This is a genomic window from Psychrobacter piscatorii, from assembly GCF_001444505.1.
Classification (GTDB): Bacteria; Pseudomonadota; Gammaproteobacteria; order Pseudomonadales; family Moraxellaceae; genus Psychrobacter; species Psychrobacter piscatorii_B.
In genome coordinates this window covers 1-20,577 of sequence record NZ_LNDJ01000053.1, presented here as the reverse complement: position 1 = coordinate 20,577, position 20,577 = coordinate 1, and the positions used below count along the sequence as shown (strand labels likewise).

Annotated in this window: 16 protein-coding genes; 8 read left to right on the top strand and 8 right to left on the bottom strand. The window is 43.3% G+C overall.

Features of this window, described 5'->3' with window-relative positions; translation table 11 throughout:
* Positions 1-716: 716 nt before the first annotated feature.
* Both AS194_RS04275 and AS194_RS04270 read left to right on the top strand, forming a co-directional pair.
* Positions 717-2,408, top strand: coding sequence for an NAD+ synthase (locus AS194_RS04275; protein ID WP_058024235.1), 1,692 nt, complete (start codon positions 717-719; stop codon positions 2,406-2,408).
* A 219-nt stretch (positions 2,409-2,627) separates the two neighbouring features.
* Positions 2,628-3,902 carry a hemolysin family protein gene (locus tag AS194_RS04270; RefSeq protein WP_058024234.1) on the top strand — a complete coding sequence of 425 codons (1,275 nt, stop codon included), beginning with the start codon at positions 2,628-2,630 and terminating at the stop codon, positions 3,900-3,902.
* Positions 3,903-3,968: 66 nt separating this feature from the next.
* Here the strand turns inward: AS194_RS04270 and AS194_RS04265 are convergent, their stop codons facing one another.
* A complete protein-coding gene (locus AS194_RS04265) occupies positions 3,969-4,697 on the bottom strand; it encodes a YggS family pyridoxal phosphate-dependent enzyme (protein WP_058024257.1) in 729 nt (242 codons plus the stop codon).
* A gap of 367 nt (positions 4,698-5,064) precedes the next feature.
* Here AS194_RS04265 and AS194_RS04260 point away from each other — a divergent pair, with 367 nt between their 5' ends.
* Together AS194_RS04260 and AS194_RS04255 are read left to right on the top strand one after the other, a co-directional pair.
* On the top strand, positions 5,065-6,120 hold the full coding sequence (locus AS194_RS04260) for a type IV pilus twitching motility protein PilT (RefSeq protein WP_058024233.1): 1,056 nt from the start codon (positions 5,065-5,067) through the stop codon (positions 6,118-6,120).
* Positions 6,121-6,239: 119 nt separating this feature from the next.
* Positions 6,240-7,361 carry a PilT/PilU family type 4a pilus ATPase gene (locus tag AS194_RS04255; RefSeq protein WP_058024232.1) on the top strand — a complete coding sequence of 374 codons (1,122 nt, stop codon included), beginning with the start codon at positions 6,240-6,242 and terminating at the stop codon, positions 7,359-7,361.
* A gap of 135 nt (positions 7,362-7,496) precedes the next feature.
* Here the strand turns inward: AS194_RS04255 and fur are convergent, their stop codons facing one another.
* Complete coding sequence (gene fur / locus AS194_RS04250) at positions 7,497-7,931, bottom strand: ferric iron uptake transcriptional regulator (RefSeq protein WP_058024231.1); 435 nt, start codon at positions 7,929-7,931, stop codon at positions 7,497-7,499.
* Positions 7,932-8,258: 327 nt separating this feature from the next.
* Here fur and AS194_RS04245 point away from each other — a divergent pair, with 327 nt between their 5' ends.
* Positions 8,259-8,678, top strand: coding sequence for an outer membrane protein assembly factor BamE (locus AS194_RS04245; RefSeq protein ID WP_058024230.1), 420 nt, complete (start codon positions 8,259-8,261; stop codon positions 8,676-8,678).
* A gap of 50 nt (positions 8,679-8,728) precedes the next feature.
* Here AS194_RS04245 and AS194_RS04240 read toward each other — a convergent pair whose 3' ends face one another.
* From AS194_RS04240 to AS194_RS04225, 4 genes are all read right to left on the bottom strand, one after another.
* On the bottom strand, positions 8,729-9,094 hold the full coding sequence (locus tag AS194_RS04240) for an RnfH family protein (RefSeq protein ID WP_227511574.1): 366 nt from the start codon (positions 9,092-9,094) through the stop codon (positions 8,729-8,731).
* Positions 9,082-10,212, bottom strand: a complete 1,131-nt coding sequence (locus tag AS194_RS04235; RefSeq protein WP_058024228.1) for a hypothetical protein — start codon at positions 10,210-10,212, stop codon at positions 9,082-9,084. Before AS194_RS04235 ends, AS194_RS04240 begins: the two co-directional genes overlap by 13 nt.
* Positions 10,213-10,502: 290 nt before the next feature.
* Positions 10,503-11,171 carry a c-type cytochrome gene (locus AS194_RS04230; protein WP_058024227.1) on the bottom strand — a complete coding sequence of 223 codons (669 nt, stop codon included), beginning with the start codon at positions 11,169-11,171 and terminating at the stop codon, positions 10,503-10,505.
* A 323-nt stretch (positions 11,172-11,494) separates the two neighbouring features.
* A complete protein-coding gene (locus tag AS194_RS04225) occupies positions 11,495-11,830 on the bottom strand; it encodes a c-type cytochrome (RefSeq protein WP_058024226.1) in 336 nt (111 codons plus the stop codon).
* Between the two features lie 392 nt (positions 11,831-12,222).
* Between AS194_RS04225 and yihA the strand changes: the two genes are divergently transcribed.
* Positions 12,223-12,978 carry a ribosome biogenesis GTP-binding protein YihA/YsxC gene (yihA, locus tag AS194_RS04220; protein ID WP_058024225.1) on the top strand — a complete coding sequence of 252 codons (756 nt, stop codon included), beginning with the start codon at positions 12,223-12,225 and terminating at the stop codon, positions 12,976-12,978.
* Positions 12,979-13,060: 82 nt separating this feature from the next.
* Here yihA and AS194_RS04215 read toward each other — a convergent pair whose 3' ends face one another.
* Both AS194_RS04215 and AS194_RS04210 read right to left on the bottom strand, forming a co-directional pair.
* Complete coding sequence (locus AS194_RS04215) at positions 13,061-13,774, bottom strand: HAD family hydrolase (protein WP_058024224.1); 714 nt, start codon at positions 13,772-13,774, stop codon at positions 13,061-13,063.
* A 139-nt stretch (positions 13,775-13,913) separates the two neighbouring features.
* Entirely contained in the window at positions 13,914-14,924 is a 1,011-nt protein-coding gene (locus AS194_RS04210; protein ID WP_058024223.1) for an RluA family pseudouridine synthase, read from the bottom strand.
* A gap of 1,188 nt (positions 14,925-16,112) precedes the next feature.
* On the opposite strand from AS194_RS04210, the gene AS194_RS04205 reads away from it, so the two are divergent.
* The gene (locus AS194_RS04205; RefSeq protein ID WP_058024222.1) at positions 16,113-20,321 is read left to right on the top strand and encodes an Rne/Rng family ribonuclease; all 4,209 of its coding nucleotides are present in this window, start codon (positions 16,113-16,115) and stop codon (positions 20,319-20,321) included.
* 76 nt (positions 20,322-20,397) lie between these two features.
* Positions 20,398-20,577: helix-turn-helix domain-containing protein (locus tag AS194_RS04200; RefSeq protein WP_152978601.1), on the top strand; the 180-nt coding region annotated here is incomplete at its 3' end.

Below are 20,577 nucleotides of genomic sequence, written 5' to 3'. Positions count from 1 at the left end.
GGATGGTAGATTATAAGTAACTAAAGAAAAAACGGTGTCAAACCTATTAAATCACATGGCAATACTGCGTATTTACAAACTATCACTCTGATAAATAACATCGCGAAAAACGCAGCTATTACGCTCCATTATGCAATAGATTATGATAATTATATAACGCTATGTTGTAATCTTTACTTACAACTTTGTCTATGCAAGCTTACTAGATGATGACCGGAATGACTAGCGCATAATGCATGGATTTACTGTGAAAAACAGTGCCATCGCAGCTGCTTTTATATTCAGCTATTAAACTGCAATCTTATCAGGGAATTCACTGGTGCGTTCTATTTGTCACGACAATTGATGTTATACTAAAGCAATTATTTTAAGCTTTTCAATATAGTTAAGTGCATTTGTACGCTTTTATTTTTGTCGTTGCATAAACATCGCATCTATCAAAGCAGATTCTAGACCCTCTTGTATCGTCTTCTTCTAGACTATCATAAGATCTCATTTTAGGATGGCACGATCATTTGGGGTAGGAGGCATAAGCAATCATGCTTTTAAGCATTGTCTAAGCGCTTATGTAGGATTTAGGCTTGTCATATCAACTCAACATTCGAGCTTGATAAGCAAGCGCGCAGTTTTGAATGAATTTCGGACTTACTTTGATTTTATTTTAAATCAATACAGACTCACCACATTTTAATAATATATCGATAGGAACAATAACAATGTCAAAAGACACTGATAATCCCAATCTTAACCCCTCACATGAAGCCAGCAAGACCAACAAACCACAAGATACGGTCACTTTTGCTTTAGCGCAGTCACATTTTTTGGTCGGCGATATCGCAACCAACGTTGAAAAAATGCGCACGCTTGCATTACAAGCACGCGAACAAGGTGCTGACGTTATCGTATTTCCAGAGCTGGCGCTACTAGGCTACCCTCCGCAAGATTTATTGCTACGCCCAAGCTTATCAGGCCGTGTCAAAAGCGCCTTATCTACCTTGAGTGACATCGACGATATCGTCATGATTGTCGGCTATCCGCATGTCGATCATCACGGTACTTTTAACTCCGCTGCTATCTTACATAACGGTCATCAAAAGGGCTTCTATCACAAGCAGATGTTGCCAAACTATGGTGTATTTGATGAGCGCCGTTACTTTGATAAAGGTCGTAATCAAGTCTTATTTGACTATAAAGGCATTACGATTGGTCTGCTCATCTGTGAAGATTTATGGGACAAAAACCCGATTGCTGAACTCAAAAAACAAGGTGCTGACCTCATTGTTAGTTTAAACGCCTCGCCTTTTGAGATTGAAAAGCAAGACAACCGTAAAGCCATGCTTGCTAAGCGCAGCCGCGAAAATAACTTGCCTATCGTCTATGTCAATGCAGTTGGCGGTCAAGACGATCTTGTATTTGATGGCGGCTCTATGGCTGTGCAAGCCGATGGCAGCGTGGCTCATGAAGCACCGCGCTTCATGAATCAGTTACTATTGGCCACTTTAGATGTCAAAACGGCTAAGTTCAATAACCAAGCCAAAGCGCCGTTGACCCTAAGCCGTGAGTCAGAGATGTATCAAGCGTTAGTCGTCGGTCTACGCGACTATGTCAATCACTCAGGATTCTCTGGCATTATCGTTGGACTATCAGGTGGTATTGATTCAGCACTGACGCTCTGTATCGCGGTTGATGCGTTGGGCGCTGACAAGGTCTATGCCGTCATGATGCCGTACGAATACACCTCTCAGATCAGTCTAGAAGATGCACAAGCACAAGCACGTCGCTTAAATGTCTCTTATACCGTGTGTCCTATTTTCGACGCCGTCGAAGGTATCCGTCATACGTTAGCGCCTCTATTTAACAAATCACCAGCGGATACGACCGAAGAAAATATTCAAGCCCGTGCTCGCGGTGTTGTGTTGATGGCACTCTCCAACAAGTTTGGTCATTTGGTGATCACGACAGGTAACAAATCAGAATTAGCGGTTGGTTACTCAACCTTGTATGGCGATATGGCTGGCGGCTTTGACGTACTAAAAGATGTGTATAAATCACAAGTGTATAAGTTAGCAAGCTACCGCAATCGCCTAGAAGACACGCCTGTCATCCCTGAGCGCGTTATTACTCGTCCGCCATCTGCTGAGCTACGTCCAGATCAAAAGGATCAGGATAGCTTGCCTGATTATGATGTATTGGACGGTATCTTGATGTCTTATATCGATGAAGATATGGGCTATCAGGAAATTATCGATAAAGGCTTTGATGCTGAGATGGTCGCAAAAGTCATCAAGATGGTAGACAATAGCGAGTATAAACGCTTGCAATCGCCCATCGGTACAAAGATCAGCCACAAAGCTTTTGGACGTGAACGCCGCTATCCGTTGGTCAATAAGTGGTCAATTAAAGGCTAAATCGCACTTGCCTTTCAGCTTATATGATTTACGAATTTATGAGTTGAAAGGTGCAAGTCAGATCGTTTGACAAAACGTCGAATTTTTCCTATTAGCTGGGTGCTTGCCCAGCTTTTTTGGTTTTTATTCACCAAACAATTTATAGATATTCCTATTTTTCCACATAAACCCACCCATTATTTTTGACTTAATTACCTTTACTTCTTTTTCGAGTATGTCATGAGCTTGCTAACTGCTAGTGTTTTTCTTCTCCTTCTACTTGCCTTGAGTACCTTTGTCTCTGCCGCTGAAATTGCCATTGCCGCAGGGCGTAAAATCAAACTGCAAATAATGGCCAAAGAAGGCGATGTTCGCGCACTTGACGTCCTCAATATGCAGGATCATCCTGGGAGCTTTATCACGGTCGTACAGATAGTACTCAATGCGGTTGCTATCTCGGCGGGTGCTGTGGGCGAGTCAGCCATCAGTCCTTATCTGGAGCAGATGTTTAATAGTGAAGCGGTGGCTTCAGTGATATCGTTTGTACTCATCACCAGCTTGTTTTCACTACTTGCCGATCTCATGCCCAGACGCTTGGCAATGTCGAGTGCTGAGGCGATAGCGGTCCGCCTTGTACGCCCAATGATTCTCTTGATTTTTGTATTAAAACCCATTATCTGGGTGTTCGATGGCGCTGCAAATATCCTCTTTAAGTTTTTTGGTATCTCAACCATCCGCCAAGACGATATGACCCCAGAAGATATCTATGCCGTCATGGATGCAGGCGCTGAAGCAGGCGTGCTAAAAAAGCAAGAGCATCATCTAATAGAAAATATCTTTGATATGCAGGAGCGTACCGTCACCTCAGTGATGAACCCACGCGAAAACATCGTATATTTTGATACCAAGACAAGTACCGAAGAAGTCGTAAATATCATGATTGAGCAGCCACACAATAAGTTTTTGGTCTGCCATGATGACGACCTAGAACATATCGTGGGTTACGTAGAGTCTCGCAGTTTTCTGGCCTTGGTTTTAAATCAGCAAGAGGTCAATCTGACAGACAAATCTCTATTAAAACCGGCACTATTTGTCCCCGATACCTTGTCTTTGTTTGAAGTATTAGAGATGTTCAAATCGACTGGCGCAGACTTCGCTGTCATTGTGAATGAATATGGGCTTGTGGTTGGTGTTATCACACTCAAAGACGTGATGAGCATTGTGATGGGCGAGCTGGTAACGCTTGAGGAACAGCCTATTGTTCAGCGCACAGACAACTCATGGCTGATTGATGGAATGACACCCATTGAGGACGTCATTCGCGCATTAGATATCGTCGATTTACCGCGCAGTGAGAACTATGAGACCATCAGTGGCTTTATGATGTACATGCTGCGCAAAATTCCTAAAAAAACCGACACCATCGAGTACGCCAATTATCGGTTTGAAATCATTGCAACGGACAATCTAAAAATCACGCAAATGCTAGTGACCAAACGAGAAGATACGGTTTGATTGATTGGCCAATTAATCATTTATTCAATTGGCCTAGGACGCAGCATTCTAGTCTCGCGCACAAAACTAATCTCGAGCACCAAAGATAGCCGTACCAACACGCACTATGGTAGAGCCGTTGTCTATCGCCTCTGCCATATCACCACTCATCCCCATACTAAGTGTATCCCAAGCATCCAACTCTGGGTGGCTGGCTTTTATATCGTCAAATAGTGCTTTTGTTCGTGCAAAAGCATCTGTGTCTGCTTTGGCAGGGATAATCATCAACCCGCGCAGTTGCAAGCGCTCATAGCCTTTAATCGCTATGATCAATGCTGGCAGTTCTGCTGGTAGGCAACCTGACTTGCTGTCTTCGTTATCAATATTTACCTGAATTAATACGTTCAATGCTGGGAGCTCATCTGGGCGTTGATCGTTTAAACGTTTGGCAATGATATCGCGCTCAAGGGTTTGCACCCAATCAAAATGCTCGGCAATATCGCGTGTTTTATTACGCTGAATACTGCCGATATAATGCCAGACGATATCCGCGCATGCAGGATTCGATTTTAGCGTATTTATTTTTTCAATGGCTTCTTGTAGATAGTTTTCGCCAAAGTGCTGCTGTCCTTCATTCGCCAAAGTAGCAATCATATTGGCAGGCTTGGTTTTTGACACGGCTAGCAAAATGGTAGTGTTGGCAGATCTACTATCTCGCTCAGATGCCCGTTCATAGGCTTGGGTCATTTGCTCTTTGACTTGCTGCCAATTAGCGACAAGCGTCTGATTATCAACACTTTGATTTGTCTCTTTCATATCAGTCATATATAAGGCTCTCAAAATTTACTTAATTTTTAATAGGTTTTATAAAAAGTTTATGGCTGAGACTGCTTAATTTAAATATTTTTAATAAAAAATTATTTATCGCCCATATATAAAATCAGCTGAAAAAATGACTAATTTCATATTTTCTTAAAGGAGTAGATGGTTAAATACTCACAGTCTTGTTATGATATTGTTACATGCTTTAACATATGCTACTGAATATGATAGCGGTGGTAAAGACGGCATGCTGGTTCACTCTTCCATATTTTACGCTTGAACAAAGCGGTTGATGGATAGTTTACCACGTGCCTTTATGCTCTTTTGTCTTACCCTGACTAATTGATAGGAATATCGGATTATGGCTGAAAAAAACACCTTAAGTATCGAAGACTTGCTACGTTTTACGGTCAAACATAAAGCCTCGGATTTACATATTTCAGCTGGCATGCCTGCGATGATTCGTACCGATGGTGAGATGACACGCATCAATATGCCTGCGATGACGCACCAAGTGGTTCATCAGCTTATTTATGACATTATGAACGACAAGCAGCGCGCTGATTTTGAAGAATTTTTTGAGACAGATTTTTCTTTTGAGATTCCAAACTTGGCACGTTTTCGAGTCAATGCATTCAATCAAAATCGCGGCGCAGGCGCGGTATTTCGTACCATTCCCTCCAAAGTATTGACCATGGAAGACTTAGGGATGGGCGATGTATTCAAACGTGTCTCAGACTTCAAACGTGGCGTGGTGTTAGTTACCGGCCCAACTGGTTCGGGTAAATCGACGACGCTAGCGGCCATGATTGATTATATTAACGAAAGTCGTAAAGAGCATATTTTAACGATTGAAGATCCGATTGAATTTGTCCATGAATCGAAAAAAAGCCTGATTAACCAGCGTGAAGTGCACCGCGATACCTTAGGTTTTGAGCCTGCATTACGTTCAGCATTGCGAGAAGATCCAGATGTCATCTTGGTTGGTGAGTTACGTGACCTTGAAACCATTCGTTTGGCACTGACGGCAGCAGAAACAGGACATTTAGTATTCGGCACTCTGCATACTAGCTCAGCCGCTAAAACAATTGACCGTGTCATCGACGTATTCCCTGCCGCCGAAAAAGATATGATTCGTGCCATGCTATCGGAGTCACTACAAGCCGTTATTTCACAAACACTATTGCGTCGTCAAGCAGGCGGACGTGTGGCAGCCCATGAAATCATGCTAGGCACGCCCGCTATCCGTAACTTGATACGTGAAAACAAAATCGCTCAGATGTATTCTGCCATCCAAACGGGTGCAGGCGAAGGCATGATTACACTCGATCAAACGCTAAAAAACTTGGTTGGCAAAGGCACCATCAGTAAAGATGTGGCTCGTCCTTATGCCAAGCAACCTGAGGCATTTTTATAGTCTCAGCCAAATCACAAAAAAGCGTGAATGGTGCTAGATTGTTATTGGTCTCTATGAATGACCTTTAATACACTACTCTAAATAACTTTTAATCGACTTACATCGAATGCAGGTACGATATGGACATTGATAAATTATTGCAGTTGATGATTAATAAAAATGGCTCTGACCTTTTTATTACTGCTGATGTAGCGCCTTCCATGAAAGTAAATGGAAAAATTTTACCTGTCGGTAAAACCCCTTTGACCGCTGATCAAACTATGATGTTAGTCAAAGGAGTGATGACCCCTAGCCAGCAAAAAGAATTTAAAGAGACGAACGAGTGTCAATTTGCTATATCTGATGAAGCACAGCAAGCACGTTTTCGGGTCAGTGCATTCATACAGCGCGATATGGCAGGAATGATTTTACGGAAAATTGAGAATAAGATCCCAACTGTTGAGGAACTACGCTTGCCGCCAGCGCTCAAAGAACTGGCCATGAAAAAGCGCGGCATTATCTTGCTGGTCGGCGCGACCGGCACAGGTAAATCCTCTACGCTCGCGGCTATGATTGGACATCGTAACCAAAACTCTCATGGGCATATCATTACCATAGAAGACCCTATCGAGTTTGTCCATAAACATCGTGGTTGTATCATCACTCAGCGTGAAGTCGGTATCGACACTCATTCATTTGAAGCAGGACTAAAAAATACGCTGCGCCAAGCACCAGATGTCATCCTGATTGGTGAGATTCGTAATCGTGAGGTCATGAGCTACGCTATCCAGTACGCTGAGACAGGGCATCTGGTATTTGCAACCTTGCATGCCAATAATGCCAACCAAGCGATTGACCGTATTATTCATTTCTTTGAAACCAGTCGTCATAATCAGCTATTTATGGATTTGTCACTGAACTTGCAGGCCATTATCGCTCAGCAGCTCATTCCAACCCCTGATGGCAAAGGACGCCGTGCTGCTATTGAGATTTTGTTAAACTCACAGCTGATTAGCGACTATATCCGTAAAGGTGAGGTGCATGAAATCAAAGACGTCATGACACGCTCTCGAGACAGCGGTATGCAAACCTTTGATCAAGCGCTTTTTGACTTGTATGAACAAGGAGAGATCACTTATAAAGAAGCGATTTTGCATGCTGACTCCCCTAACGACTTACGTCTGAAAATTAAGCTCAGTAGCAAAAACGGTAAGACTAATTTAGATGAAGGTGCCGATAGTTTATCGTTAGACATCAGTTAAGCTATTGAGAGTGATGTCAGTACATACTGAAAAATTAAACTCAAAAAAGCCCTCATTGTTGATAGTGAGGGCTTTTTAATATAGAAATAGTAGAGTCATGTATAAAAATAAAATTTTAAGTGATAACCAAGGTCTTTACTTGGCACTGTCTCTGCAAGCTTGGTCAGCACAGATACCATATAAGACTAACGAGTGACCCGATAGTTTAAAGCCGTGCTTTTCTGCGACTTTCAGCTGCTCTTCCTCGATCATCTCATTATGGAATTCAATGATTTTGCCACAAACATCGCAAACCAAGTGATCGTGATGCTCTTCTTGGGTAATTTCAAACACTGACAAGTTATTTTCAAAGTTATGACGCTCAACGATGCCCGCCTGCTCAAATTGGGTGAGTACACGATAGACCGTGGCAAGACCAACATCTTCACCTTGTTCGATGAGCGCTTTGTATATTTCTTCTGCACTCATGTGGTGTAACTCGGCGCTTTCTAGCAGCTCTAAAATCTTAATACGAGGTAACGTAACCTTCAATCCTGCTCTACGTAAATCTTGATTGGTAAAAGAAGCCATAATATCCCTTCTGACTGTGACAGTCTTAGCAAATGAAAAACTAAAAAATATGAGATAAATAATCGTTGCTGATTATTCTTTATTAAATATAAGTGGTTTTAACACCCTCAAAACAGTGCTGATGAGGTGAAGGACTGCTTTATAATTCCCTGAATAACCGCAGTGCAAGCCTATGAATTTAAAATATAAATAATAAAACCATTCAGGTGGTGTTTGGTAAATAATGTCGTAAGTGGTAGGCAATTGCAAGTAAATGACGTATCATTTGTCCAAGATTGTCGGTCAGACTCGCACCATCTAACTTTGGCCGCGCCTAATTCATTTCTTATGAGTCATCTTACCATGATAAAGACATTAAATTTTCGTCCGTTAAGCCATGCCAGCGTACTACGTAACATTGTTATCACCAGTATGCTGAGCGCTACTGTCGCTATGTCTGGCTGCTCACTATTGAGCGTTTATAAGATTGATTTGCCTCAAGGCACAGCAATTACTCAAACCCAAGCACAAAAACTAAAAGTAGGGATGAATCAGAACCAAGTACTTTACATCCTTGGCAGTCCTGCGATTAGGGACACCCTTGAGCCTAAGCGCTGGGATTACATTTACGATTACCAAGCAGGCACCGAAGGCCGCCGTAAAGGCATTGCTGATGTCAAAAATGCAAGCCAACACTTAGTCGTTTACTTTGATGATAATGGTTTAGTCACTCGCATCGAAGGTATCGAGAGCTTACCAGCATCGTAATCCGTACGACTTATCAGCTCGAATGACTAACAGTTAAAATAAATAATAACTTAACCGCGAGATTTATTTTTGCGCTGAGACATTGGATCAGCGCTTAAACTGCGATATACCTCGATACGGTCAAAAGGCTGCAATAGATAATTCAGCGGCTGTTTTTGTGCATAGATGCCCACATGCCAACGCTTAGCGGTTGGCGTTGTAATGTCTACTGCTTGCTCACACCATTTTGCCAGCTCAGCAAACCTTTCAAGCCAGCCAGCTTGACCTAGTGCGTCATACAGACTCGTACCTTGGGTAACCTTTAACGCCAGATAATGCTGGCGCTGCTCATCTTCCGCATACGCCAGATAGACTGTCATTAACTCCGATTGCAGCGCATTGCTATGCTTACTGCCATCACCTGTTAGCTCAACCACTGTATCACCCAACCTATTAACGCCAATAGCAATGCCAGCGGTACGACAAGACGTATCGCAACTCGCCATAAGTTATAGAATGCTTCGCTGCTAAAGTTCAATGATTTGCGTAAATGACTGATCTTCATCTGCCATCCTGCAAATACCGATAATAGTAGTACCGCTATGCTACTCACTATAACTAGAATGCCTACCAGCCAAGTCGTCGGAATCGCAACCACCAGTAGCAACGCTAAAACAAAAGTTATTATCAAGCTGACTAACAGCCCAAACTTATGCGCTAACTGCTGAGTACTGTAATGCAGCAAATAGCTAACGACGAATAGTACGCCAGCCCAATAGAGTAGTTGTCCAATCGGTGGTAACGACATACCACTAATAAATAACGCGACAACCCCTACCAATAGCTGCAAAATCCAAATTGGTAATACCAATTTAGTGGCACGATAATCACGAGCAGCCCTACTTTGTGCTTGTTGGCTGTTTGCTTCCACGGCGGTGAGCGTCTGCTTACTGACCAAGTTTTGCCCGAACCAGTATAATCCTGTACCCGCACCAACACTGACCAATGCTAGCGCCACTGCCCGCGCCCATTCAACCAAGCTGATATCGGTCATAGCAAAACTAATATTAGGCACACCATTTGCGATGCCCAATATAAATCCAACGACCATCAATCCGAGGCCAATAGGCAAAGGCGCGGTCCCAAGCAGACTTAATAGCACAGTAATAACCATCAACCCTGCGGCAACCGCAAAACTTGGCACATCAGGGGCACTATTAAGCTCAGTCAAGGCAGCTAATATCCCTGTGCTGGCACCTGATATGATCAATGCTGCAATCACAATAGAAACCAATGCAGCCAGCCAACCAAAGCTGCGCCATATTGGGCTTGCATCTGATTCGCGAGTGAGCTTTTGCATACCTGCCAAAGGTCCCTCGACACTACGATAAGCCAAAGCTATCTCAGCATAAACGACTGGCAACGCGACTAACACCATTGCTAGCAGCCATAATAACCAAAAATCGATCTCACCGATTGAAGCAGGGGCAAACCAGCGAAATAATAATAACGGTAACAATACCGCGATAAAATAAGAAGCATAACGGATCATCATAATCTCAATCCAAACGACCTAATACCATTCACAAAAACGACAGTAGCAAGCAAAACGAGTTCGATACAGCTAATCGCATTTTTGAGTATGGTATAAAGTGAATAACGGTAATTTATAATTATACAGAGCAATAAGTTGCCTCTGTAAAGGATTCAGCTGTACATTGTCTTTTCAATATAAGGGACAAACAGTTATAAAAAAACCCCGAAATCGGGGTTTAGTAGTTCAGACATGATCAATAATTCTATCTACAACGTGCGTATCAGATATTGATCATCAGTGCCGTTTAATTAGTGAATAGCACTCACATAGTCTGACAAGATACGAATGTCACGATCTGATAATTTCGATGCAACGGTTTGCATCATACCTATCTCACCTTCTTTCGCAGCATCATTGACACGTTTTTGATCATCGCTATCGATATCATCAGCACGTCCAGCGGCGCGGAATAGTTTTAGCTGAGTGGCAATGTATTGAGCATGCTGTCCGCCTAATTTTGGAAACGCTGCCCAAGGGTTACCTGCAGCATCCGGACCATGACAACCAGCACAACCAATCACACCGCGTGACTTATCGCCACCCAAGAATAGTTTGGTGGCTTCTTGGTTCGTTGCAGGGTTGCCGTATCCAACACCCCAAGGCGCTTGGCTAGAGTAGTAACCTGCCACGTTGGCTAGATCTTGCTGAGACAAGTTAGCAACCTGTGACTGCATGATACCGTTTTTGCGATAGCCTGCTTTAAAGTTAACTAACTGTTTATAAAGATACTTCACATTTTGGCCGCCAAGGTTTGGCTGCGCAGGAACAATACTGACCCCATTAAGACCATGACAAGCAGCACAAACGGTTTCTGCAATTTTCTGACCTGCATCGACGTCATACTCAGGAACAATAATAGCAGCTTGTACGCTGAAACTTGCAACGCATAAGCTGGCAGCAGCGATTAACTTTTTCATTGATACAAATCCTACTAGCTCGGCGTAAGCATTATTTAGAGTGATTGCACGGATAAGATACCTAATATAGTCGCCTCTTTAATCATAGGCGTGGCATATATTTTGAGGTCTTGGACACAAGCAGTCTGAAAGTACTTACTAACATCAGGGTTTATTTTCGATTATTATAGCAAGACTTTGTATCATTTGCCTACTTAATCGTAGTATTCATCAGTTTTCTGATGAGCATAGCCTAAAATACAGGGCAAAAATAAAAAGCGCACTCAGGTTGTAAACCCAGCGCTCTATCTTACTTATCGCTTCAAGCTTCATTTCTAAATGGACTACTTGCTCATATACTCGATAAGCTTGCGGTAGTCATCATCGCTACAGGTGTTACAAAGACCGCCTGCTGGCATTTGAATCATGCCACTTTTGACAGATTTAATGAGTGTCGGCATGCCCTTTTGCTCAATAAGTTTCTGCCATTTGGCACTATCGCCTTTTTTGATAGCATTTAGTGCGCCACTATCATGACAGGCTGCACATGAGTTATCATAAGTAGTAGCAATATCAGCCGCACCTGCGCTACTGATCATGATGCCACTTAGCAATAAGGCAGCACTGCCAACTGTTAGAGCATGATAGCCCTTACTAAGAAGTCTATTGATTGAAAACATAGAGCACCTCCTCGTGAGATTTCACGTGTCACATCAATCGTTCTATTAAATGTCTTTTATTAAACATTGTAACAATATATGTCATGCAAACATAGATAAATTATATTCAGCTTTGTCAACACTAAAAACTTATTCTAATCAACAATTAACTTTAATGTTATCCTACTATTTATATGATGCTAATCGCAGTTATTTCAATAAGTAAGACAGGTAATAGTATAGAATAGCGGATAATATCAAATCGCTAACTTTACAAGGTGTAAGCGCTGATAAAGAAGAGCCTCTTACCACTTTTTGTATATTTGCTGAATTGAAGTCATGGCTTAAGCCAACCCACCAGCTAACCAGAATTTTATACCCGTATCTAATTTTTTAAGATTAATGAGCCATTTATGAATACCCCGTTTACCGATGTTGCTGCCGAACATGCGCTGTTCAACACCAAATCCCGTCAGAAAATTCAGCAGACTGAATTTATGACATCAGCGCCTACCTTTAAGCTTTGCCCACCTGATATGGGATTAGAAGTTGCCTTTGCAGGACGCTCGAACGCTGGTAAATCCTCAGCCATCAACGCTTTGACCAATCAGCGCCAGCTTGCACGCTCGTCCAAAACGCCAGGACGCACGCAGATGATTAACTTTTTTAGTATCGGTAACCCTGATAGACGACTGGTTGATTTGCCAGGTTACGGCTATGCCGCTGTACCACTTGAGATGAAAAAAGAATGGCAGGTCGAGCTAGAAGAGTATCTAGTATCGCGCTCAAGCCTTGCTGGCCTAGTACTTATGACGGACATTCGTCACCCACTAAAGTTTTTTGACGAGCAGATGCTGCATTGGGCAAAAGATGGTGACCTACCCGTACACATCTTGCTGACTAAAGCGGATAAGCTTAAGTATGGCGCGTCCAAAAATGCCTTACTCAATACCCGCAAAAGACTCAAAAAACTCGGCTTAAACTGTACTATCCAGTTATTTTCAGCCTTGAGAAAAGAAGGTCTGGATGAGCTGGCTGGTGTCATGGGTAGATGGTACGATTATCAACTGGATAATGACAAAATCATTGAATCGTCTTTTGCATTATTAGAAGGCGATGAGTTAGAAGACGCCATTGAAAAAGAAAGCAGTCAAGAAGAAAGTAAATAGAAATTATAGTCTCAAATAAAAAAAGGGGTTTATCGTTAATATCGATGAACCCCTTTTTTATATAAGTTAAAAAGGCTTTTATTTAAGCACACAATAGCTTAGCCAATGCTTGCGGCGTGTCAACCTGATATGTCGGATTTTGCTCTGCAAGCTCTGCACTTGTTGCCGTGCCATAGTTGACCGCGATACTGGTCATACCGAGTTTGGTTGCCATTTGAATATCATAGATACTGTCACCGATGAACACGGCATCAGATATTTGCTGCTGCGTGTAATCCAAGATATCAGTCAACATCTGCGGATCAGGCTTTGAGCCTGACTCATCAGCACAGCGTGTCATGACAAAATAATCGCGACTGTCAGAGGCATCCAATACACGATCTAGCCCTTTTCTTTTTTTGCCAGTTGCAACAGCAAGCTTTTTGCCCTGCTCCTGCAGAGTCTGCAACATATCCTCTATCGGCTCAAAGAGTGGCGTGCAGTGGCTATTAGCAATATAGTACTCTGCATAAGTCTGCTGAATGGCGAGCGTCTGCGACTCATCTGCATAAGGATATAAAATCTCGATACCATTCATTAAACTCAGACCAATGATGTCTTTCACCGCTTTATCAGTCGTCTCAAATCCATGTGCCTCTCCAGCCACGTGCATAGAATCCACAATTAAGCCGATAGAATCCATCAGCGTGCCGTCCCAGTCAAAAATAACTAGTGTCTTATCAGATAGACGATGCTCATCTGCTGGCTGAGAATGTTGAGTAAGTTCTGGCGTATCAGTGGTAAGTGATGCAGTCATGGATTCACCTTAACGAATAACAATAGTAAATAGCAGATACGAAAACGTCACGGCGGCTTATTGATTAAATAAGGTATCGTGACGTTTTCATGTTTCTATAAAGGTCTACATTTTTAGACCAAAATGATTATATTTAGACTTATTCAGGCAACTTGGCTGTCTCTGGTAGCCAATCCGCCATGTCGTCTGGCAATGGTGCGGTAATAGCGTCATAACCCGGAATATCTAAGCGCCACGCGTGGAGACACAGACGATGAACGCCTGATTTATCATGCACGTTATACTTATCATCACCCAAAATGGCATGACCAATATGAGCCAAATGCACACGGATTTGATGCGTGCGGCCAGTTAGTGGCTTGGCTTCGATGAGGCTTACTGGCTGACCATTAATCATAAAACGATCATGAACGATGATATCGGTTTGGCTGTCTTTGGCTTGTGGGTCTTGTGCGTCTACTTTGACACGGCGCTCACCGCTAGCAAGTGTATAACGCAGTAACGATGCATTGATACGTTGCTCATTAAGCGCAGGCTGTCCTTTGGCCAGACATAGATAGTGCTTTTGGATGGTTTTATCTACCAAATGCTGCTGCAATACTTTGAGTGTTGAGCGTTTTTTGGAGATCATCAACAGCCCTGATGTGTCTTTGTCGATGCGGTGAATCAGCTCTAGATACTTTTTGCCCGTCACTTCACGCATGGCTTCGATGACCCCAAAGTCCAACCCACTACCGCCATGCACTGCAATGCCAGAAGGCTTATTTAGTACTAGCAGACCTTCATCTTCATAGACCACACGTGCCAGCAAGCTTTTGGCAAACTCAGTACTGATGATGGGTTTTTCGCGCGTTGCTAGCTCCACAGGTGCGATACGTACAACGTCTTCACGCTGCACTCTGTCATGTGCCTTGCAGCGTTTATTGTTGACGCGCACTTCATCTGAGCGAATCATTTTATAGATGTGCGATTTCGGCAAACCCTTTAAACGGTTCAGCAAAAAGTTATCCAAACGCTGGTCATGTTGATGTCGCGTCACTTCAAGGTAGTTTACCTTGCCAAAGTTGCTAATCTCATCGTCAGCGCTTTGTGGGCGGGTTTTACTATTGAAAATAGCAGGGGCTTCATGGGTAGGAGCGTCGTCAGTCATTTTTGAGTTTGTCATTTTTAGTTAGGTATTTACACAAAGATTTGTTATAGTTTAGCATGTTGAGCGACAATTAAGCAGAGGCGACAGCAATAATCATTGTTGTTTCAGATAGCTGGTCACCGTTTTATTACTTTCCAGTATTTACTGATTGCTAGTAAAGAGGTCTATGCTATTTACCTTGCTGATATTAGACGTTTGATCTGATTTAGGGCGCATTATTTACTTAAAGGTATTACTTACCAAATATCGCTCCATAAATTAAAAACACCGTATTGAATTTTACTCGGTACCATAAAACAAATAGTGACACTAAATACCATCGCGTTAATAACTTTGACGATCAGTCTATTTATTAACGGATGACAACACCACATTGACTCACTAACTGCATGACAACGACTTTTTTTGATAACTATTTATTATTTAATGATTACTTATCTGATGGTCCTTTATGACAGCATAGTTGAGCAAGTATGGGTCGGTTAGCGTTAGGATCGAAAAATAGTTCGATAGCTGCCTGAGTATTGGTGGTCAAACAGATGACGATAAAGAGGTAAATACGATACCATGCTGACAAGCTGGTCCATTACTCTGTTTGCCAAGTACGCCCCGCTGATAACCAAAGCTGTGATACCTAACCTTGAGACACCCAAGATATTATTGACGATATATAAAGAACGATAAATAAAGAGTAACCAATCGCTTTGCCTGAATAGATAACCGCTGACTGATGACGCTACGATATATAGTAGCAATCACGACCGCGATATTATTGTTAGACTTTGAAGGATGAATGGCTACCGCAATATGCCTTTTTAATATCAGTATTTTTTAGACCCGTAACTGACCGTCGCCCACGCTTACAACGTGCGCCAACATCACTACCAATAGAACGTACTGACATTAAGAGAGTTTTTATTCGCTGACATATTCATATATGTACCAAGTTTATTGATAATAGAATATAAGTATCATAGCCTTACACCCTATTTTATTTATATTAATGTGAGCACCGCTCATAAGTTCAGGTAAAAGAGCCATTGAAAAAGCCCACGTGCTTTACGAAACCCACGATTTACGTTCTACTGTTCACTGATATCTACAAATGCTAATGTCATATTAGCCACACTTGCTACTATCTTCTAAAGACTGTCTCATCGTTGTTATGCGTACTCATAGGATATAAATATGAAACGCATTTTGATCAACGCAACTCAAAACGAAGAGATTCGTGTCGCCTTATGTACAGGCAATCATCTATACGATTTCGACCTAGAAAATCGTACCCGCGAGCAAAAAAAATCTAACATTTATAAAGGCCATGTGACTCGTGTTGAGCCATCGCTTGAAGCGGTATTTGTCGAATACGGCTCGCAGCGCCAAGGCTTTTTGCCAATTCGTGAAATCTCTGCCGAATATCTAAGCGGTAACCCACGTGATGAAAACATCAAAAAACTGATTAAAGAAGGCGACGAGCTAATCGTCCAAGTCGAAAAAGAAGAGCGTGGTAATAAAGGCGCTGCCCTATCGACGTATGTCTCTTTGGCTGGTCGCTATCTGGTACTCATGCCAAATAATCCTCGTGGCGGCGGTATCTCACGCCAAATCTCAGGCAAGCTGCGCGAAGACATGAAACGCATGCTGAGCAATCTTGATTTGCCAAAAGGCATGAGCGTTATCATTCGTACGGCGGGTATTGGCAAGACGCAAGAAGACTTGCAGCACGACCTTAACCATTTGCTCAATATCTGGCAGGCCATCCAAGAACAAAACCAGAAATACCCTTCACCGCGCTTGGTCCATCAAGAAGCAGGCGTTGTCACCCGTGCCGTCCGTGACTATTTGCGTGATGATATCGCTGAGATTTGGATTGATAACGAAAACGCTTATATTGAAGCAGCAGGCTTTATTGATGCAGTAATGCCAAAACAAGCCGAAAAGCTACGCAAATATACCGATTACGAGCCGATGTTCTCGCGCTTTAATATCGAAAAACAAATCGAAACGGCCTATCAGCGCGAAGTGCGCCTGCCATCAGGTGGCTCAATCGTCATCGACCAAACAGAAGCCTTGGTCTCTATCGATATCAACTCTGCTAAGTCGACTAAAGGTTCAGATGTTGCTGAAACCGCTTATCATACCAACTTAGAAGCCGCTGATGAGATTGCCCGTCAGCTACGTCTGCGTGATATGGGTGGTTTGATTGTTATTGACTTTATTGATATGAATGATAATAAGCATCAAAAAGAAGTCGAAAAGCGTCTCATCGATGCGACCAAATACGATCGTGCTCGTGTCCAGTTTGGTGATATCTCTAAATTTGGTCTGATGGAAATGAGCCGTCAGCGTCTACGTCCATCATTAGAAGAATCAACTGGTTATATCTGCCCACGTTGCCATGGTAACGGTATGATTCGTGACCTGCGTTCATTGTCGCTCTCTATCATGCGTCAAATTGAACAAATTGCGCTCAAAGAACGCCAAGGTGAAGTACAAGCGGAAGTTCCAACCGACATCGCAGCATTTTTGCTAAATGAAAAGCGTGACAGCTTGGTTTATCTTGAGCAAGACAGTGGCACGCGTATCACGATTTTGCCGCACGCCCATTTAGAGTCACCGAACTTTAAGCTGCACTTTAATCGCGATGGCTTTGCCCCATCGAGCTACGAGCGTATCACTGATACCCAGCAACAAGAGCACAGTGACCTTGGCTACAATGTCGACTGGCAAACGGCTGAAAAAGAGCGCCCTGAGCAGCAGCCTACTCGCCAGCCTCGTAAACCATCAAATGATAACAACAAGCAGAGCACAGCTACGCAGAACGATACCGTCAATCATAGCAATGATCGCCGTAATCATAAAAATGCTAATGACGCCGCGCCAGCGCGCGCACCACAAGCCAGTCAACCTAAAAACGTTGCAGCTCCAGTCGCACCGCAGACGCAAAATGTGGAAGCCACTGCTCAACCAAAAGCAGTCGCTTGGTTATCAAATCTGTTTGCGCAAGCACCGCAAGCCACCACCACACCTAGTGTCAGTAGTCGCGATGCCGCTGAAGCGATCGAGGCCTTGGTAAATACTGGCGCACAAAGCTTAGGCTCATTTGGCCAAGTTGATAGCAATGCATTGAATAGTGCCGCTTCAAATAGTGAGCAGCCAACTCAACAAAACAATCATCAGAAAAACGACAACCAACCATCAGATAGCAACGCTAATCGTCAACAGACACGCCGTACTAACGACAGCGATACTGATGACAGCAATAACGAAGACAGAAGAAGACGTAAGCCGCGTAAGTCAAGAAACTCAAAGCCGCGTCAAAGAAAAGAAGCGACTGACGAGACGACTAACAATACCAATAGCAGCACTGACAGCGGCGCTGATGAGAAATCGTCTGACACGCAAGGCCAACAACAGCAAGACAAGCGTCAACAAGAAAACAAACGTACGAACGATCGCAATCGTAATAACCGTCAAGACAACAGCAATCGTCAAGACAATAACCAAAAAGCAAACGATCGTAATGACGCAGACAACGTAACTGGCCAAAAAGCTGATGAGCAAGTCCGCGCTAAGCGTAAATCGCATAGTCAACGTGGCTCACGCGGAAAGCTAGAGCGCGGTGAGACGCTAACGGCTGACGATGTTAAGCAAAACAAGCAGCAAAATGATAAAAATAGCGACGATGCCAATGGTAAAAACCAATCTGGCACACGTCGTAGTCAGGACCCTAATGAAGTCATGCTACAAGTCAATGAAGCACCGACCAAGCTAAAGGCGTCAGAAGTTGTACACTTATCTTTAGATGATAGCAAGTCCACGCCTGCTAAGCCTCAATCTAGCGATAAACAACGCCCAACAAACGGCACGGCAAAGAACGAGAGCACAAAAGATCACGCTACTCAGCAAGCTGCCAACAAGCCTAGTAACAGTGAGAAAAATACTGACCAAAAAGGTGCCAATAAAAAGGGTACGGTAGAGACGTCTGAGAATCAGACTCAAAACAACCAAGAGGCGACTACTAACGCTAAGGTGCAAAACAATGCGCCTGATCGTAAACAGAGCACTGATAATAAAAATCAGTCAGAACAAGCGCAACCAGCATCTACTAGAGACCAACCGGCCTCTTCTGGCGACGTAGACAGTCAGTCAGTTAGTACAAAAACGGCTGATGCAGAGCAGGCCAAAGCCAAACCCGAGCAACAGAAAGCTGAGAGCACTGATACTGGTACCACTGATAATGTCAGCGAAGCTGAAGAAGCTAAAAAAGTTCCAGCTAATGACAGTGGTGCCAATAATAAAGGCATGAGTAACTCAGCACTTGAGTTAACACACGAATCACTGTTTGGTGAACGTTACGTGACTGCTGAGAAGTTTGGTCAAGCTAGCAACGACCCACGTGTGGTACGTGCTCAGCAAGCAAAAGCAACACCTCAGGTCGAAGCTACTACTGTAAGTGCAGCAGCGATACGTGGCACCGTTGGTGAGTTTATTCGTGCGACGCTGCCAGACGCGCAAACTCGCTTAGCAGAAAATGGCGTTATCAGCTGCTTTATTGAAACAATTGCCTTGTATAACGAGCAAGCGCAATCTGCAGATAATAGCACCAACGTTGAGAATGCTGTCGATGACAACCATAGCAACAATATGGCCAGTCAGCGCTTTGACTTCAGCAACTATGGCTACCAGCCATTAGCCGCAGATTACTTGGCACGCTTCGCAGCGATGACTCAAGCAGTCAGTCAATTTGCAGTAGCTCAAGGCAAAACCGCCGTTGAACTACGCGCCATTGGCAAGCGTGCCAGCAATGATCCACGCGGTCAGCATCCTGACTACCAAGAGCCAGCTGTGTTGAGTGTTCCTACAAAGCAGACTTCGAGCAATGAAGCATCGCTAGTAAATACTAAGCAAAACAATAGCGAAGTGGATGCACATAACATTGAAGCGACAGCACTGGCCAATCAAGCTCAGGCTGACCATGTCAGCGCTGATAGTGAGAAATTGCTAGAAGTCGAGCAAGCGCAATCAGCTGCTAACCGTGTAGAAGCTCAAGCCAGTGAAGCACAAGGAGTCAATACGACGGAAGCTGATGCAACACAGGCGGATGTAGAAAAGTCTGATGCAGAAGAGGCTGAGCAAACAACCGAATCTAAAGTAGAAGAATCTGCTAAAGAAACGAGCAAAGATGACAGTCAAGCAGCTAAATCTAAGACCACCATCGCCAGCTATAAAAACATGATCGAGAATGTGGCTGAGCAATTGCTGCCACAGACCGGCATGTTTAACCTGACGACGCCGAAGGTTCCAAAGGCACGCAGTCGCAAGCCCAAAACGGATCATAAAAAACCGACCCAAGCTGAGAAGCTTGCGTCTGATGATACCGATAGCGAAAGCTAATATATAGAAGCAGAAATATAAAAGCCCCAAAGTGAACTGACCCCCATAAGTTGGACACAACTTATGGGGTATTTTTATGCGTTATAATCTAGACTTTAAGCTGCAAGTCATCGCATACTATATGCAAGGACATACTGGTTGTGCTACAGCTGAGGAATTTAACCTAGATAATAAGATAGTTATCAAATGGGTTAAGCAATATCAAAGCGGGGGCATTGATGCTATCAAACCAAAGACCAGCAAAGCCTACTATAGT

Excerpts from the sequence above, each read along its gene's own strand:
- fur (WP_058024231.1), bottom strand. The coding sequence starts at position 7,931 with ATGGCTTCTTTTACCAATCAAGATTTACGTAGAGCAGGATTGAAGGTT.
- AS194_RS04205 (WP_058024222.1), top strand. The coding sequence starts at position 16,113 with ATGAAACGCATTTTGATCAACGCAACTCAAAACGAAGAGATTCGTGTC.
- AS194_RS04260 (WP_058024233.1), top strand. The coding sequence starts at position 5,065 with ATGGCTGAAAAAAACACCTTAAGTATCGAAGACTTGCTACGTTTTACG.
- AS194_RS04235 (WP_058024228.1), bottom strand. The coding sequence starts at position 10,212 with ATGATGATCCGTTATGCTTCTTATTTTATCGCGGTATTGTTACCGTTA.
- AS194_RS04215 (WP_058024224.1), bottom strand. The coding sequence starts at position 13,774 with ATGACTGCATCACTTACCACTGATACGCCAGAACTTACTCAACATTCT.
- AS194_RS04210 (WP_058024223.1), bottom strand. The coding sequence starts at position 14,924 with ATGACTGACGACGCTCCTACCCATGAAGCCCCTGCTATTTTCAATAGT.
- yihA (WP_058024225.1), top strand. The coding sequence starts at position 12,223 with ATGAATACCCCGTTTACCGATGTTGCTGCCGAACATGCGCTGTTCAAC.
- AS194_RS04265 (WP_058024257.1), bottom strand. The coding sequence starts at position 4,697 with ATGAAAGAGACAAATCAAAGTGTTGATAATCAGACGCTTGTCGCTAAT.
- AS194_RS04225 (WP_058024226.1), bottom strand. The coding sequence starts at position 11,830 with ATGTTTTCAATCAATAGACTTCTTAGTAAGGGCTATCATGCTCTAACA.
- AS194_RS04275 (WP_058024235.1), top strand. The coding sequence starts at position 717 with ATGTCAAAAGACACTGATAATCCCAATCTTAACCCCTCACATGAAGCC.
- AS194_RS04270 (WP_058024234.1), top strand. The coding sequence starts at position 2,628 with ATGAGCTTGCTAACTGCTAGTGTTTTTCTTCTCCTTCTACTTGCCTTG.
- AS194_RS04230 (WP_058024227.1), bottom strand. The coding sequence starts at position 11,171 with ATGAAAAAGTTAATCGCTGCTGCCAGCTTATGCGTTGCAAGTTTCAGC.
- AS194_RS04255 (WP_058024232.1), top strand. The coding sequence starts at position 6,240 with ATGGACATTGATAAATTATTGCAGTTGATGATTAATAAAAATGGCTCT.
- AS194_RS04245 (WP_058024230.1), top strand. The coding sequence starts at position 8,259 with ATGAGTCATCTTACCATGATAAAGACATTAAATTTTCGTCCGTTAAGC.